The following is a 13133-nucleotide window of genomic DNA, read 5'->3' as shown; positions in this document are numbered from 1 at the left end:
CGCCATGACCACCCATCCCGAACTGCCCCGGATGCGGGAGCACCTGCTCGACGTCGGAGGCAGGACGATCTTCGCCGCGGAGACCGGCGACGGCCCGCCCGTCCTGCTCCTGCACGGCGGCGGCCCGGGCGCCTCCGGCGTCTCCAACTACTCCCGCAACATCACCGAACTGGCCAAGGAGTACCGGGTCATCGTGCCCGACCTGCCCGGATACGGCCGCAGCGGCAAGGGCATCGACCTCACCGACCCGTTCGGCGCCCTCGCCGCCGGCATCCGCGGTGTGCTCGACCGGCTCGGCCTGGAAAGGACCCACTTCGTCGGCAACTCCTACGGCGGTGCCTGCGCCCTGCGCCTCGCCCTGGACACCCCCGACCGGGTCGATCGCATGGTGCTCATGGGCCCCGGCGGCATCGGCACCACCCGCGCCCTGCCCACTCCGGGCCTCAGGAGCCTGCTCGACTACTACTCCGGGGACGGCCCCTCACGGCTGAAGCTGGAGAAGTTCATCCGCAACCACCTCGTCTTCAACGCCGCCCAGGTGCCCGACTCGGTGATCGAAGCCCGCTACCGGGACAGCATCGACCCCGAAGTCGTCGCGAACCCACCGCTACAGCGTCCGAAGGACCTGCGCGCCCTGTGGAAGATGGACTTCACGCGGGACCGGCGCCTGTCCCGGCTGCCCGTGCCGACCCTGGTCCTGTGGGGCGCGGCCGACAAGGTCAACCGGCCCTCCGGCGGCCGGATGCTGGCCGCCCGCATGCCCGACTGCGACCTCTACGAAGTCGCCAACACCGGGCACTGGGTGCAGTTCGAGCGCGCCGCACTCTTCAACCGGCTGTGCGCCGACTTCCTGGCAGGCCACCGATGAACGGCTCGGTCTTCGGCGCGGTCCACCTCGGCTATGTCGTCATCGAGACCAACCGCTTCGCCGACTGGCGCCGCTTCGGCACCGACGCCATCGGCATGCACCACGACGACCTCGACACCGGCCTGATGCGTTTCCGCCTCGACGACCAGGAGTGCCGCTTCCTGCTGAGGCGCGGCCCCGCCGAGGACGTCGTCGCCACCGGCTGGCACCTCGACGACCACACCACGTTCGAGCGGATCGAGGCCCGCGTCCGCGCCCACGGCGTCCCCGTCGTCGAGGGCACTGCCGAGGAGGCGAAGGCGCGCGGTGTCGAACGCCTGCTGCGCTTCCCCGGCCCGAAGGGCATCACCCAGGAGATCTACACCACCCCGCTGACCTCGCCCGAACCCCTGCGGATGCTCGCGTCCGGCTGGGTCACCGGCGACTCCGGCATGGGCCACGTCGCGATCACCTCGGCGAGACCCACCCTGATGCGCGGCTACTTCACCACCGTCTTCGACGCCCGCCTCACCGACTCCATCGACGAGACCATCAGCGGCGTCAAGCTCAAGATCCGCTTCCTCAGGGTCAATGAACGCCACCACTCCATCGCTGTCGCCGCCGTCCGCGGACTGCCCGTCGACCCGGTCCGCACCCGCGTCCAGCACCTCAACATCCAGGCCGCCTCCCTGGACGACGTCGCCCGCAGCTACCAGCGCGTGCACGAACTCGGCTTCGAGATGGCCCTCGCCATCGGACAGCACACCAACGACAAGGAACTCTCCTACTACGCCCGCACCCCCTCGGGCTTCGAGTGGGAGGTCGGCTGGAACCCGATCGTCGTCGACGAGACCACCTGGGAGCCGCGCACCCACCAGGGCATCAGCGTCTGGGGGCACACCCCGGTCGGTCAAAGCATCGTCGACAAGCTCGAACAGTTCCGCCTCGCCGCCCGGTCCCTCGCCCACCCGGAGAAGACCGTGCCCGCCCTGAGCGGCGGCGGAATACCCGACGACTGACCCCCGGCGCCGCGGCCGGCCCATGGCCAGGACGGCGGCCCGGAAAACCGGACGGACTCCGTGTCGCCGCTCCCGCCACGGGTACGCGGTGGGTCGACCCCGATCATCTGGAGGGAGACATGCAGCGAGGCAGTGACCGGCTGAGCGTGCACCGGGACGAGGAGATGAAGCACGAGCTCCAAGGCCTGCTTCGGTCCGGGCACCCCACCCGGTCCGAGGAATGGTACGACCCGGAGCCGTCCGCCGAGGACGATCCGCAGATCTGGGGCGGCCCGGTGGTGCCGGGCAGCTCCCGGGCCTCACTGGCCACGGTCCGCCTGGAACTCGGCCGCACCCTGGGACGCGGCGCCTTCCCGGCGAACCCGGGCGAACTGGCCAGGGACCTGAGCCGCAAGAACGCCGCGGACCAGCTCGTCGAGGCCGTACGGCGACTGCCGCACAAGGACCGCTACGCCAACGCGCAGGAACTCGCCGAGGCGCTGGTGGGCAGCGGCGGCGGATGACGGCGCCCCGGCCCCGAAGGGCAAGGAGCGTGCCGGGGGCCGCGGCCCCCGGCGTTCTCCACCGCGAACGGGGGGCATCCTCCTCGGAGCCGCCCACGCCCCCGGGATCCGGCGGCCCGTGCCACGTGCGGTGGGGCATTCCGCGACGGACTAGTGTTCATATATGGGTGGTTTTCGCTCCATGGGGTGGGGCGCCGCTCCACCGGAGCCGGACACGCGTCCCGGGCCGGTGGCCCGGCGGGCGCGGCCCCGGCGGATGCCTGACGACGCCCGGGAGACGGGGTGAGCCGGCCCATGGCCCAGGCCGATGCCGCCCCCGACGCGGTGGACGCGATGCTGCTGGAGGTGGTCCGGGACTGCGGGGCGTCCCGAGGGATGCTCTACGTCCTGCCGCCGTCCGGTGACGCCCTGTGGCTGGTGTCGGTCACCGGCACACCCCGCGAAATGGCCCTTCCCTGGGCCCGGGTGGGGCTGACCGAGCCCATTCCCGTGGCGGACGCCGTACGCGGCGGTGAGCTGGTGTGGATCGGCGACATGGAGGAGATGGCCCGCCGCTACCCGCGCACCTCTCTCGTCCTGCCGTACGCCTTCGCGCTGGCCGCCGCTCCCCTCGCCGGGCAGGGCGGCATCGTCGGCGGGCTGGTGCTGCTGTGGCCGGGCTCCCATCCGCCGCGGCTCGGGGACGACGAGCGGGAGGCCGTCGACATCGGCTGCCGTCGGCTGAGCCTGATGCTGCGGCGCACCGCCGGGCGCGACGGACTGCGCCCGCCGGACGAGCCACGGATCGTGCCGCACCCTTCGCAGGCCCACGCCGCTCCGGCCCGGTCGGGCGAGCTGGCCGAGTTCGTCGCCCGACTGCCGGGCGGGGCGTGCGCGCTGGACGTGACCGGCCGGTTCACCTTCGTCACACCCGAGGCCGCACGCCTCCTGGGCGCCGGCACCGCCGACCTGGTGGGCACCCTGCCCTGGGAGGCGCTGCCGTGGATGGACGTCCCCGAGATCGAGGACCGCTACCGGTCGGCCCTGGTGAGCGAGCAGCCCACCAGCTTCCGGGCCGTGCGTCCGCCGGACACTCCGCTGGTCTTCGAGCTCTACCCGGACCCGTCCGGGATCAGCGTCCGCATCACCCGGGGCGAACCGTGGGACGCGAACCCGGTCGGCCCCGCCCTGACGACGGCCGACCCGCCCGGGCTGTCCGACCCGTCCGGGGCGGACGAACCCCTCGCCGCCGGACCCGGCCGGGCCGGTCTCCTCTACCACCTGATGCACCTGGCCGCCACGCTCACCGAGGCCGTCGGTGTGAAGGACGTGGTGAACCAGGCCGCCGACCAGCTCATGCCCGCCCTCGGAGCCAAGGCCATGGCCCTGATGGCACCGCGGGACGGCCGGCTGAGAATCCTCGGCTACCGCGGCTACGACGCCGCGCTGATGTCACGCTTCGACGACCTGCCCCTCAGCGCGAACACCCCCGCCGCGCGCGTCATGGACACCGGCACCCCGCACTTCTTCACCAGCTTCGACGAACTGCGCGCGTCCTACCCCGAGGCCGTCCAACTGGACGACAAGGCGTCCTGGGCGTTCCTCCCGCTCGTCGCCTCCGGCCACGCCATCGGCTCGCTCGTCCTCGCCTACGACCGCCCCCAGCACTTCCCGCCCACCGAACGCGCGGCGCTCACCGCACTGGTCGGCCTGGTCGCCCAGGCCCTCGAACGGGGTCGCCTCTACGACACCCAGTACACCGTGGCCCATCAGCTCCAGGCCGCGCTGCTGCCCCGGCACCTGCCCTCGCTCCCCGGTCTGCGCGTCGCCGCCCGCTATCGGCCGTCCGGGCACGGGGTGGAGGTCGGCGGCGACTTCTACGACCTCATCCGCTTGGACGACACCACCGCCGCCGCCGCGATCGGCGACGTCCAGGGACACGACGTCGACGCCGCGGCGCTGATGGGACAGGTGCGTACCGCCGTCCACGCGGCCGCCGGGGCGTCCCCGGCCGACGTCCTCGGCACGACCAACCGCCTGCTCGTCGATCTGGACCCGGACCGCTTCGCGAGCTGTCTCTACGTCCATCTGGACCTGGTCCGCCGGATGGCGTGCCTGGCCAGCGCGGGCCATCCGCCCGCTGTGCTGCGGCACGCCGACGGCAGCACCGAGGTGCTCCGCGTCCCGCCCGGCCTGCTCCTCGGCATCGAGCGCCGGGCCGGCTACACGGCCGTCGAGTACCCCCTGCCACCGGGCTGCGTCCTCGTCCTGTACACGGACGGACTCGTCGAACGGCCCGGCCTCGACCTGGACGACGCCATCACCGCGCTCGCGCGCCTCGTCGCCCGCGCCGGCCCCGGCGACCTCGACGCCCTCGCCGACCACCTCATCCGCGGGGCGTCCCCGCCCGTCGACGACATCGCCCTGCTCGTCATCGGCGTCGGCCCGTTCGCCTGAGCCCGGCGCCGCCGAGGCGCGGCCGCATCCTTCGCCGGGTGTCGGGTACTCGGCGCCGATGAACACGACACTTGGGCAGACGGTGGCCGCGGGGTCGGGGGCGGGGACGGTCGCCGTCGTCGCCCTCGGGCTCCTCATCACGGCGATGCTGGTGTGGTCCGTACGGTTCGGCATCCGCGTACGGGGACGGGAGTCCGCCCCACCGCGGCGCAGGGACCAGCCCACACTGCCCGAGTCGGGGCCGGTTCACGAGGAGCGGCAGATGAGGGAGCCGAACGAGGTGCCCCGAGCCGCGGACGAGAACGGGCGACTCACCCCTCATCAGCTCGGGAACGACCCGAGCAGGCGCAGCGAGAACCAGTCCCGCCCCCGATGGGAGCGCGGCGGCGGCTCGTGAGCGCAGACGACGACGTGCCGTGAGCCGGACAGCGGGGACCGGCCCGGATCACCGGCCGAGAGGCAGCACCGGGCAGCCGTCCCGCCAGGCGCCCAGCAGCCGGGTCGCCAGCCGGTCCTCCAGGTAGCCCGTGGCACGGATCCCGAACACCACGTCGGCGTCCAGCCGCGGCTCGCTCTCCAGGAGCCCGCCGACCACGTCGTGGCGTACGACCTGTTCGTGTACGGCGTCCGCCTCGACGTGCTCGGTGTAGAACCGCACCGCCGCCGGGCCGGCCCCCACCCGGCGCAGGGCCTCGGCGAGGCGCCGCGAGGCCGGGGACGACGTCACCTCGACGGCGGCGAAGTGTCCGACCAGCGCGCCGCGCAGCGCCCGGTGGAGGCCGAACAGGGACATCAGGTTCACGGGGGCGAGGGCCTCGGCCGGCGCGGCGTCGACGTAGTGGCCGTACGCGGTGTCCAGCCGCAGGTCCTCCATCAGGTCGGCGAAGAGCTCCGCGTGGATCTCGTCCGCGCGGCCCGCGCCGAACTCGTCGAACTCGACGGCGACCATGGCCGCCTTGGCCCGTCCGTGCAGCCGGGGGATGACCCAGGCGTGCGGGTCCGCCTCCTTGAGGTGGTAGAGCGAGCGCAGTGCCGCGTACTCGCGCAATTGTTCGAATGTGCCCTCGTTCCGCAGGAAGTACGACAGGCCGCCGTCGTCGCCGACCGGTTCGATCTGGAGCGCGTCCAGTGCCTCCCCGGCCGTCCCCGCGCCGTCGGGCGGCACGTCGGTCCGCAGCGCGTCGAGGAAACGGTCCTCGATCGCGGCGCGGTGGGTCAGCAGACCGCCGTCCCACTCGAGCCGCTCGGGTACGCCCTCGAAGCCCCGATAGTGCAGCTCGTACAGGATGTACAGGGCCAGTTGCAGGTCGTCGCCGTAGACCGCGCAGTCCGCGGGGACCGGCGGGAGACCGGGCCGCCCCGGCCCGCGCAAGGCCGCCACCACCGCGGCGGAGACCGTGCCGCGCGGCTCGGGGAGTGGCGGCGGGAGGTGGCGCGTCCCACGAGGGGCGCGGAGGTTCGTCATGCCGGGCCCGCCCGGTGCCGGTCGCGGCAGCGGTGGCTGGTGTCGCACCAGGGCAGGGTCCGGCTGCGGCGGCAGGTGCAGACCGCCACCGTGAAGCGGTTCGACACGGTCACCTCGCCGTCCTCGCCCACCACTTCGACCGGGCCCTCCACCAGCAGCGGGCCGTTGCGCTGGACGCGGACGCGGCGCGGACGCTCAGGTGTGTTCGGCACGGATCACCACCAGTTCCTCGGTCGTACCTCTGGTCACCAGTCCGCGTGCGCGCAGCCAGGGAAGCCGTGACCGCAGGACGCGGCCGAAGGGCAGCCGTGCCCGGTCGACGACCTCCGCGCGCAGGCCGGCCGCCGCGAGACGGGCCACCGTGTCGTCGATGCCGCACAGGTGCGAGTGCACGACCAGCAGCGTTCCGGACGAGCGCAGGAGCGTCGGTGCGGTGTCGCAGATGCGGTCGACCAGCAGCCGGCCGTCCCGCCCCGCGTCCCAGGCCCTCGCCGTGCCTCGGGGCGGCACGGCGTTCGGCGCGGGAACGTACGGCGGATTGGAGACCACGAGGTCGAAGCGGCGGCCCGGCACGGCAGTCGCCAGGTCGCCGTGGCACACCCGGACGGACGCGCCGTTCAGCAGGGCGTTGCACCGGGCGGCCGTCACCGCCCGCCAGGAGATGTCCACCGCCGTCACCCGGGCGCCCAGCCGCCCCGCCTCCACCGCCAGCACACCGCTGCCCGTGCCGAGGTCCAGGACATCCGTCCAGGGTGTGATCGACTCGCGGCGCATCGCCCGCCGCAGGAGCCAGGTGTCGGTCTGCGGGCGGTAGACGCCCCGGGGGATCCAGAAGCGGAGCCGGGGAACGGGGGTGAGGGTCCAGGTCCCGGCCGTCATCGGATCACTCTGCCCACGGGGCGTCTCGCAGCCCCCTCGGGGGCGCCGGGCGGTGCGGTCGCCGGCCGGTAGCGGTGGGCACCCCGGACGGCTGCTTCGGCGTTCATGGCGGCCGAGTGCCCATTCGGCGCCGGGTGACGCGAGGCGGATGTGGCCGGAACCACGCCGTCGGGCGCGCTTCGGCCATATCCCCGCCGGCGTTCCTCGGGCTACCGTCGTTCCGTCCCCACCTCTCCTTCGCCCGGCAGCTCAGACGGTAGGCAGTGCTCACAGACCTCTCCCCGCTCATCGCCGCGACGACGCACTGGCTGACGGCCGCCTTCCCGCCGTACGGCGGGGCGCTCGCCTCCGCCCGGTGCGAGGCGCAGGCGCGACAGGCCGTGACCGTCGCGGCATGGCTGCGGTACCCGACCGCGCTCGATGCCGGGCTGGTGGCACTCGCGGGGCCGGGAGGATCGGTCCGGCTCGACTGGATCACCGGCGCGGACGGGGACCCGGGGGAGGGGGAGACCGCCTGGCGCACCTGGGTGGACGAGGTCGTGGCGAGCTGGGCGGCAGCGTTGCTGGCGGACCCGGACCTGGCCGGCCGTGCCGTGGAGGCGCTGGCGACAGGAGAGCACACGGCGACCGCGCCGGTCGCGTTCGGGCGCCTGCTCACCTCCGACGACGGCGACCGACGCGCGGCGGCCCTGCTGAGGCACCCCGACCTCCTCGCCCCCGTGGCCGAACTGCACCACGCCCCGCTCCTCGACCGCCTCGCACCCGGCCGCGCCGTCACCACCTGACCCGTGGTCCTGCGCCGAGGCGCGGGCGGGGTGGGGCGGTGGCGCGGACGCGGTGGAGCGGGCGCACAGGGGCGGGCGCTGCGGCGTGGACGCCGAGGCGACGCGGGCGCTGAGGCGGCGGGCGCCGGTCAGCTGGGCTTGCCCCGCCCCGTCAGCGTGTCCCGCAGGCGGTCGACCAGCCCGATGCCCGGTGCGAGCATCTTGTTGGCCGGCGGCTTGTCCGGCGCGGCAGGGTGCGGACGGGTCGGCGCGGTCTTCTTCGCCTGGCGGACCTTGTCGCCCAGGTCGTTCAGCGCGTCCGCCGGACAGGCGGCGCGCAGCCTCGGGAAGAGGTTCTCCTCCTCGTCGGCGATGTGCGCGCGGATCTCGCTCATGAGCATGCCCATCAGCCGGTCGAACCGGGGGTCGTCCGCCTCGCAGCCCTCCAGGTCCTTCATGATCCGCTCGGCCGTGGCGTGATCCTCGAGCTCCTCGTCGGCCAGCGCGTCACCACCCTCCACATGCTTGCGTACCGCCGGGTAGAGGTAGGCCTCCTCGGCCACCGAGTGCCGGACCAGCTCCATCGTCGCCTGGTCGGCGTGGAGCTTGCGGTTCTTGTCCCCGGGCGACAGCGCCTCGATCTTCCCGAAGATCTCCTCGACCTCCCGGTGATCGGTCATCAGCTCGTCGATGACGTTCCCACCATGTCCCATGTCCTGCACCTCCGGTCGTGTCTCGGCGGTCCGAACGGATCCGCCGTGGCCCCGAGTGCCCGGCACCGGTGGGCTCACACGAAACGCGGCAACGGTTCGGTTCCTCCCTAATGGCTGCCTATGGCTGCATTTCGACAGGCATTGGGGAGGTCTTCGTGCGGCTCACCCGGGTACCCGGTGCTGGGCAGACGCGCAGCGGGCCGACCGGCCCACAGCGGGCCGACCTGCCCGGCGCGAGCGACCGCAGAACGAGGAGGAACCGATGAGCACGGTCAAGGAAGCGGTGGACGTCGACGTTCCCGTCCGCACGGCGTACAACCAGTGGACCCAGTTCGAGGAGTTCCCGAACTTCATGGAGGGTGTCGAGGAGGTGAGGCAGCTCGACGCCCGGCACAACCACTGGACCATGAAGATCGGCGGGGTGCGGCGTGAGTTCGACACCGAGATCGTCGACCAGTTCCCGGACGACCGGATCACCTGGCGGTCCGTCGACGGCGACACCCGGCAGCGGGGTTCGGTCCGGTTCGAACGACTGGACGACACGCACACCCGCGTGGAGCTGACGATGGACATCGAGCCCACCGGCATGGCCGAGAAGGGCGCGGACATGATGGGCGTGATCGACCGCCGGGTGAAGGGTGATCTGCGCCGCTTCAAGGACTACATCGAGGAGCACGGCGGTGAATCCGGCGCCTGGCGCGGACGCATCCGGCCCGGGGACCCCGGCTCGCCCCTCTGACCACCGGCACAACCGCACGCGCCCACCGGCGCGACCGCCCCGGGCGGGGTCCGCGGACAGGCGGCCCGCCCGGGGCGGTCGCGTCCGCGCCGCCCGCGGGAGGAGCCGGCGGGGTCCGCGGACGCGACCGCCGACTGCCCGGCGCACGGCCCCGGCCGATCCTCTGAGCCTCCTCAAGTCGCTTGGCAGGCGCGGAGGATGACGGCCACGATGATCCACATGACAGGAATCGTGGGGCTGAGCAAGAAGCACAATGTCGTACTGGTCATCCGGGACGCGGACGTGGTCACCGCGGCCCTGGAGCAGGCGCTGGCCGAGGCGGCGCCCGAGGAGCGCCCGGGTCTGGAACGCGCCGCCGCGCTCGTCGCGTCCACCGCGGCCGCCACCGAGAACCAGCTGCGCGCCCGCTGGGTCCGCACCCGGCTGGAGGCCGTCGGCTTCACGGGGGACGTCGCCTCGGTCGCTGCGGTCAAGGCGCTGCGCCAGGCGGAGCCGAAGCTGAGCCTGCTGGCGGCGGTGCAGCTTCAGGCGGAGGCCGTGGCCCACCCCTGACCGGCACCGCCGGCGGCCCGGAGTTCAGGACGACCGGTAGACGCCCTCGGGATCGTCGTCGGCCCACGCCGCGTACTCCTCGAAGCCCAGGTTGCCGATGCTCAGGTTCGCGTGGACGTCGTGGACCCCGGCCGGGACGGTCCGGAACGCGCTCCCGTACTCGGTCAGTTGCGCGTAGTCCGCGTCGTCCACGCACTCCTCCCGCGTGAGTGTGGTGACCGCCAGCAGCGCGTGGTCCCCGGCCCGCAGAGCCGTCCGGTCGGCGAGGAAGACGACGGCCAGGTCCTCGTCGGCGCGAACCGCCGCCAGCACCTCGTCGACGGTCGCCTCCGCCCAGGCCGGGTCGTCGACGAAGTGGACGTGCGCGTCGTGCGGGCGGTCTCCCCAGGGCTCCAGCAAGGCCGCGGCCACGTCCCGCCACGCCTGCTCGTCGGCGTAGTCGGTCCTGACGACCAGGGCGGCGAACCCGTCATGACGGGTGACGGCGGGAAGCACTCTCATGGGTCTTTCTCCTCGATGGCGAACCGTGACGACGGTCCGTGTCCCGTGCCCGCCGTTGCGGAGGTTCTTCAGCTGTCCTCACGGCAGCGAACTGTACGGCCAGGGTCCGACAACGCGACGCCCGCGGCGCCCTTCACGATTCCCATACACCAGCAACACACGCTGATCACCTCGGGTAGGCTCCACACGCTCCAATCGCACCATTGAGGGGGGATTCCTCATGTCCATACGCCATGCCCTGGCCGCGACCGCCGCCGCGGGCACGCTCGCCGTGATCGCCGCCGCTCCGGCCCAGGCCGCCGAGTACTCGTCCGCGCTGAAGGTCAAGGGCGTCCAGTACGACGCCCCGGGCAGCGACTCCAACCGCTGCTCGGGTGGCAACACCAAGAACGAGTACCTGACGATCAAGAACTACTCCCGCACCGCGACCGTCAACCTCAAGGGTTACGTCGTCAAGGACGCCGTGGGCAACAAGTTCACCTTCACCGCGAGCCACAAGCTCGAGCCCGGCGACTACGTCAAGCTGCGCGGGGGGCGCGGCACCGACTCCGACGCCGGCAATGTCGTCTACCGCCAGAACTGCAACTTCATCTGGAACAACGACAAGGACACCGTCTACCTGCTCAAGCCCACCGGCGCCCGCGCGGACGCCCACTCGTACACCAAGCGCGCCGACGACGCGGACGGCAACGGCTACATCAACTACCACGGCTGACCGCACGGCGTCGTCCGGGCTCCGGGTCACGGCCGGCCGACGGACCGCTCAGCGGTAGCAGGTCGTGACCCCCGGCCGCCACGGGCAGGCGATCGCGGCGAAGCCGCCGTCGGCGACGACATCGACGGCGAGCACGTCGCCGCCGGCCAGTACCCGGCGGTCCCGGACGAGGCCGTCGGTGCCGTCGGTGCCGTCGGTGCCGTCCTCGATCGTCTCGACCAGCCATCGCCCCGGCCCCAGCGACAGCGGCACCTCGGCCGTGCGGGCGGCGCCGGCGTACACCCCGCCCAGGAACCAGCGGTCGCCGCTGCGGCGGGCGAGGACCGCCTCGCGCCCGGGATCCCCGGCGAGCAGCCGGGTGTCGTCCCAGGCCGCCGGGACCTGGTCGAGGAAGCCCCGGGCCAGGGGGCGGACGTCGTACGACTCGGGGGTGCCCGCGAACATCTGGAGGCCCGACTCGTAGGCCACCGTGAGTCCGACCTCGGCCGCGTCGGAGTTGGGGCGCAGGCCGACCCGGTGGAAGCCGCCGGGGGTGAAGTCCATCGAGCCGACGACATTGCGGGTGAAGGGCAGCGTGGTCAGGTGGGCGGCGGTGTTGGTCCGCTTCTCCTCCCCGCCGACCCCCTCCAGGGTCATGACGTGCGGCCAGGTGCGCTGGATGCCCTTGGGGATCGTCGAGCCGTGGAAGTCGACCAGGAGGTGGTGGGCCGCGGTCTCCGGGAGGATGGCGTCGTACCACTGGAGCATGGACCGGGCCTCGGAGTTCATGAAGTCGATCTTGACGCCCTTGACGCCCCACCGTTCCAGCGTGGGCAGCCACCGGGCGCGTTCCTCGGCGGTGTCGAGGTCGCGCTGATGGATCCAGACGATGATCCCGACGCCCTTGGCGCGGGCGTACGCGACGAGTTCCGGCAGCCAGCTGTTCGTCTGCCAGTCCGGGTCGGTGGTGTCCCACTCGTCGGCCTTGAAGTACCAGCCCGCGTCGACGGCCTCGTACGGCCAGCCCCGCTCGGCGGCGTAGTCGACGTACGCCTGCTGCGCCGCGAGGCTCTGCCCGGCCGGGCGGCCGCCGGCGAGCCAGGTCCACAACACGGTGCCGGGCCGGATCCAGGAGGGATCGGCGACCTCGGACGCGGGGGCGAGGTCGTCGGTGAAGGTGGACCGGGTGACGGTGGCGAGGTCGCCGGTGACCATGGCCCGCCAGGGCGTGGTGAGCGGGCCGTCGGTGGGGACGCGGTCGTCGGCGAGCTGGATCCGGTAGGCGCCGGTGCCCTGGGTGTGGGCGAGCCGGGCGCCCGAGTAGGCGCCCGTGAGATCGGACTCGGCGAGCAGGGTGTAGCCGCCGGGCGTTTCGAAGAGCGCCTGGTGGCCGTAGCTGCGGGTGGGGGCGGTGGCGGCGGTGTACTGGGCGAACTGCCCCTCGTTGTCGACCCGATAGGTGCTCAGCCAGGCGCCCGCGTCGGCCGGCAGATGGAACGCGGAGGTCTCGCCCAGCACGTCGCCGTAGGTCGCGGGCAGGACGTACCGGTAGGCGACACCGTCGGCGGAGGCACGGACGACGAGGTCGAGCCGCGCGCCGGCGGCGGTGGCGAACGACAGCCGGGTCTCGTTCATCCGGACCTCGCGGGCGAGCCGCTTTCCGGACATCACCCGATAACTCTGCGCGATCAGGCGATCCTTACGGTGCAGGAAGCGCAACCCCTGGGACAGATCGGCCTGTTCGGTGACGATACCGACGGGCGACGGCTCGAGGACCGGACGGCCGTCGCGGGACACCGACAGGCTCAGCGTGCCGGTGGTGTCGTCCAGGGATATCCGAGCGCGGGGTGCGTGGGCCGTCGCGGAGAGGGACCAGGTCCGCTCGTGCCGTCGTTCGGCCTGCGCGGGAACGGTCGTGCAGAGTGCGGCGACGAGCCCCGCGCAGAGCGCGGCGACCGCCGTTCTGATCGGAACAGCCATGAGAACCTTCCCTGTTGTGGGGGCGGGAGGGGACGACGGTC

The 13133-nt window shown here is 72.9% G+C and carries 15 protein-coding genes; 9 read left to right on the top strand and 6 right to left on the bottom strand.

Translation table 11 applies throughout. From position 1 onward, the window contains the following. The first annotated feature begins 4 nt into the window (after positions 1–4). The 5 genes from IE275_RS11040 (at position 5) to IE275_RS11020 (ending at position 5202) form a co-directional block, all read left to right on the top strand. Entirely contained in the window at positions 5–868 is an 864-nt protein-coding gene (locus tag IE275_RS11040) for an alpha/beta fold hydrolase (RefSeq protein ID WP_189710308.1), read from the top strand. Continuing rightward, complete coding sequence (locus IE275_RS11035; RefSeq protein WP_189710306.1) at positions 865–1866, top strand: VOC family protein; 1002 nt, start codon at positions 865–867, stop codon at positions 1864–1866. The genes IE275_RS11040 and IE275_RS11035 overlap by 4 nt, the downstream gene beginning before the upstream one ends. A 119-nt stretch (positions 1867–1985) precedes the next feature. Further along, positions 1986–2369: a DUF2795 domain-containing protein gene (locus IE275_RS11030; RefSeq protein WP_189710304.1), complete on the top strand. Its 384-nt coding sequence runs from the start codon at positions 1986–1988 to the stop codon at positions 2367–2369. Between the two features lie 294 nt (positions 2370–2663). Then, positions 2664–4805, top strand: a complete 2142-nt coding sequence (locus IE275_RS11025; RefSeq protein WP_189710302.1) for a SpoIIE family protein phosphatase — start codon at positions 2664–2666, stop codon at positions 4803–4805. A 58-nt stretch (positions 4806–4863) separates the two neighbouring features. Then, entirely contained in the window at positions 4864–5202 is a 339-nt protein-coding gene (locus tag IE275_RS11020; RefSeq protein ID WP_189710300.1) for a DUF6479 family protein, read from the top strand. 48 nt (positions 5203–5250) lie between these two features. On the opposite strand, the gene IE275_RS11015 is transcribed toward IE275_RS11020, so the two are convergent. The 3 genes from IE275_RS11015 to IE275_RS11005 are packed head-to-tail and all read right to left on the bottom strand — an operon-like array spanning position 5251 to position 7149. After that, a complete protein-coding gene (locus tag IE275_RS11015; RefSeq protein WP_189710298.1) occupies positions 5251–6270 on the bottom strand; it encodes an iron-containing redox enzyme family protein in 1020 nt (339 codons plus the stop codon). Beyond that, positions 6267–6482, bottom strand: a complete 216-nt coding sequence (locus IE275_RS11010) for a CDGSH iron-sulfur domain-containing protein (RefSeq protein ID WP_189710296.1) — start codon at positions 6480–6482, stop codon at positions 6267–6269. Before IE275_RS11010 ends, IE275_RS11015 begins: the two co-directional genes overlap by 4 nt. Beyond that, on the bottom strand, positions 6466–7149 hold the full coding sequence (locus tag IE275_RS11005) for a HemK2/MTQ2 family protein methyltransferase (RefSeq protein ID WP_189710294.1): 684 nt from the start codon (positions 7147–7149) through the stop codon (positions 6466–6468). Before IE275_RS11005 ends, IE275_RS11010 begins: the two co-directional genes overlap by 17 nt. Before the next feature lie 263 nt (positions 7150–7412). On the opposite strand from IE275_RS11005, the gene IE275_RS11000 reads away from it, so the two are divergent. Then, a complete protein-coding gene (locus tag IE275_RS11000) occupies positions 7413–7934 on the top strand; it encodes a hypothetical protein (protein WP_189710293.1) in 522 nt (173 codons plus the stop codon). Between the two features lie 128 nt (positions 7935–8062). Here IE275_RS11000 and IE275_RS10995 read toward each other — a convergent pair whose 3' ends face one another. Further along, the gene (locus IE275_RS10995; RefSeq protein WP_189710291.1) at positions 8063–8626 is read right to left on the bottom strand and encodes a hemerythrin domain-containing protein; all 564 of its coding nucleotides are present in this window, start codon (positions 8624–8626) and stop codon (positions 8063–8065) included. A gap of 262 nt (positions 8627–8888) precedes the next feature. Between IE275_RS10995 and IE275_RS10990 the strand changes: the two genes are divergently transcribed. Then, positions 8889–9365 carry an SRPBCC family protein gene (locus IE275_RS10990; protein ID WP_189710289.1) on the top strand — a complete coding sequence of 159 codons (477 nt, stop codon included), beginning with the start codon at positions 8889–8891 and terminating at the stop codon, positions 9363–9365. A gap of 219 nt (positions 9366–9584) precedes the next feature. Then, the gene (locus IE275_RS10985) at positions 9585–9917 is read left to right on the top strand and encodes a hypothetical protein (protein ID WP_189710287.1); all 333 of its coding nucleotides are present in this window, start codon (positions 9585–9587) and stop codon (positions 9915–9917) included. A gap of 24 nt (positions 9918–9941) precedes the next feature. Here IE275_RS10985 and IE275_RS10980 read toward each other — a convergent pair whose 3' ends face one another. After that, positions 9942–10418, bottom strand: a complete 477-nt coding sequence (locus tag IE275_RS10980; RefSeq protein WP_189710285.1) for a DUF6924 domain-containing protein — start codon at positions 10416–10418, stop codon at positions 9942–9944. Between the two features lie 220 nt (positions 10419–10638). Here IE275_RS10980 and IE275_RS10975 point away from each other — a divergent pair, with 220 nt between their 5' ends. After that, positions 10639–11133 carry a lamin tail domain-containing protein gene (locus IE275_RS10975; RefSeq protein ID WP_189710283.1) on the top strand — a complete coding sequence of 165 codons (495 nt, stop codon included), beginning with the start codon at positions 10639–10641 and terminating at the stop codon, positions 11131–11133. A 48-nt stretch (positions 11134–11181) separates the two neighbouring features. On the opposite strand, the gene IE275_RS10970 is transcribed toward IE275_RS10975, so the two are convergent. Then, on the bottom strand, positions 11182–13092 hold the full coding sequence (locus IE275_RS10970; protein ID WP_189710281.1) for a glycoside hydrolase family 97 protein: 1911 nt from the start codon (positions 13090–13092) through the stop codon (positions 11182–11184). Between the last annotated feature and the right edge of the window lie 41 nt (positions 13093–13133).

The organism is Streptomyces phaeofaciens (genome assembly GCF_014648915.1).
Lineage (GTDB): Bacteria > Actinomycetota > Actinomycetes > Streptomycetales > Streptomycetaceae > Streptomyces > Streptomyces phaeofaciens.
This window is presented reverse-complemented; position numbering and strand designations above follow the sequence as displayed.

Bases quoted from the DNA above. Each gene is read 5' to 3' on its own strand.
- IE275_RS11040 (WP_189710308.1), top strand. From the start codon at position 5: ATGACCACCCATCCCGAACTGCCCCGGATGCGGGAGCACCTGCTCGAC.
- IE275_RS11035 (WP_189710306.1), top strand. From the start codon at position 865: ATGAACGGCTCGGTCTTCGGCGCGGTCCACCTCGGCTATGTCGTCATC.
- IE275_RS11030 (WP_189710304.1), top strand. From the start codon at position 1,986: ATGCAGCGAGGCAGTGACCGGCTGAGCGTGCACCGGGACGAGGAGATG.
- IE275_RS11025 (WP_189710302.1), top strand. From the start codon at position 2,664: ATGGCCCAGGCCGATGCCGCCCCCGACGCGGTGGACGCGATGCTGCTG.
- IE275_RS11020 (WP_189710300.1), top strand. From the start codon at position 4,864: ATGAACACGACACTTGGGCAGACGGTGGCCGCGGGGTCGGGGGCGGGG.
- IE275_RS11015 (WP_189710298.1), bottom strand. From the start codon at position 6,270: ATGACGAACCTCCGCGCCCCTCGTGGGACGCGCCACCTCCCGCCGCCA.
- IE275_RS11005 (WP_189710294.1), bottom strand. From the start codon at position 7,149: ATGACGGCCGGGACCTGGACCCTCACCCCCGTTCCCCGGCTCCGCTTC.
- IE275_RS10995 (WP_189710291.1), bottom strand. From the start codon at position 8,626: ATGGGACATGGTGGGAACGTCATCGACGAGCTGATGACCGATCACCGG.
- IE275_RS10990 (WP_189710289.1), top strand. From the start codon at position 8,889: ATGAGCACGGTCAAGGAAGCGGTGGACGTCGACGTTCCCGTCCGCACG.
- IE275_RS10985 (WP_189710287.1), top strand. From the start codon at position 9,585: ATGACAGGAATCGTGGGGCTGAGCAAGAAGCACAATGTCGTACTGGTC.
- IE275_RS10980 (WP_189710285.1), bottom strand. From the start codon at position 10,418: ATGAGAGTGCTTCCCGCCGTCACCCGTCATGACGGGTTCGCCGCCCTG.
- IE275_RS10975 (WP_189710283.1), top strand. From the start codon at position 10,639: ATGTCCATACGCCATGCCCTGGCCGCGACCGCCGCCGCGGGCACGCTC.
- IE275_RS10970 (WP_189710281.1), bottom strand. From the start codon at position 13,092: ATGGCTGTTCCGATCAGAACGGCGGTCGCCGCGCTCTGCGCGGGGCTC.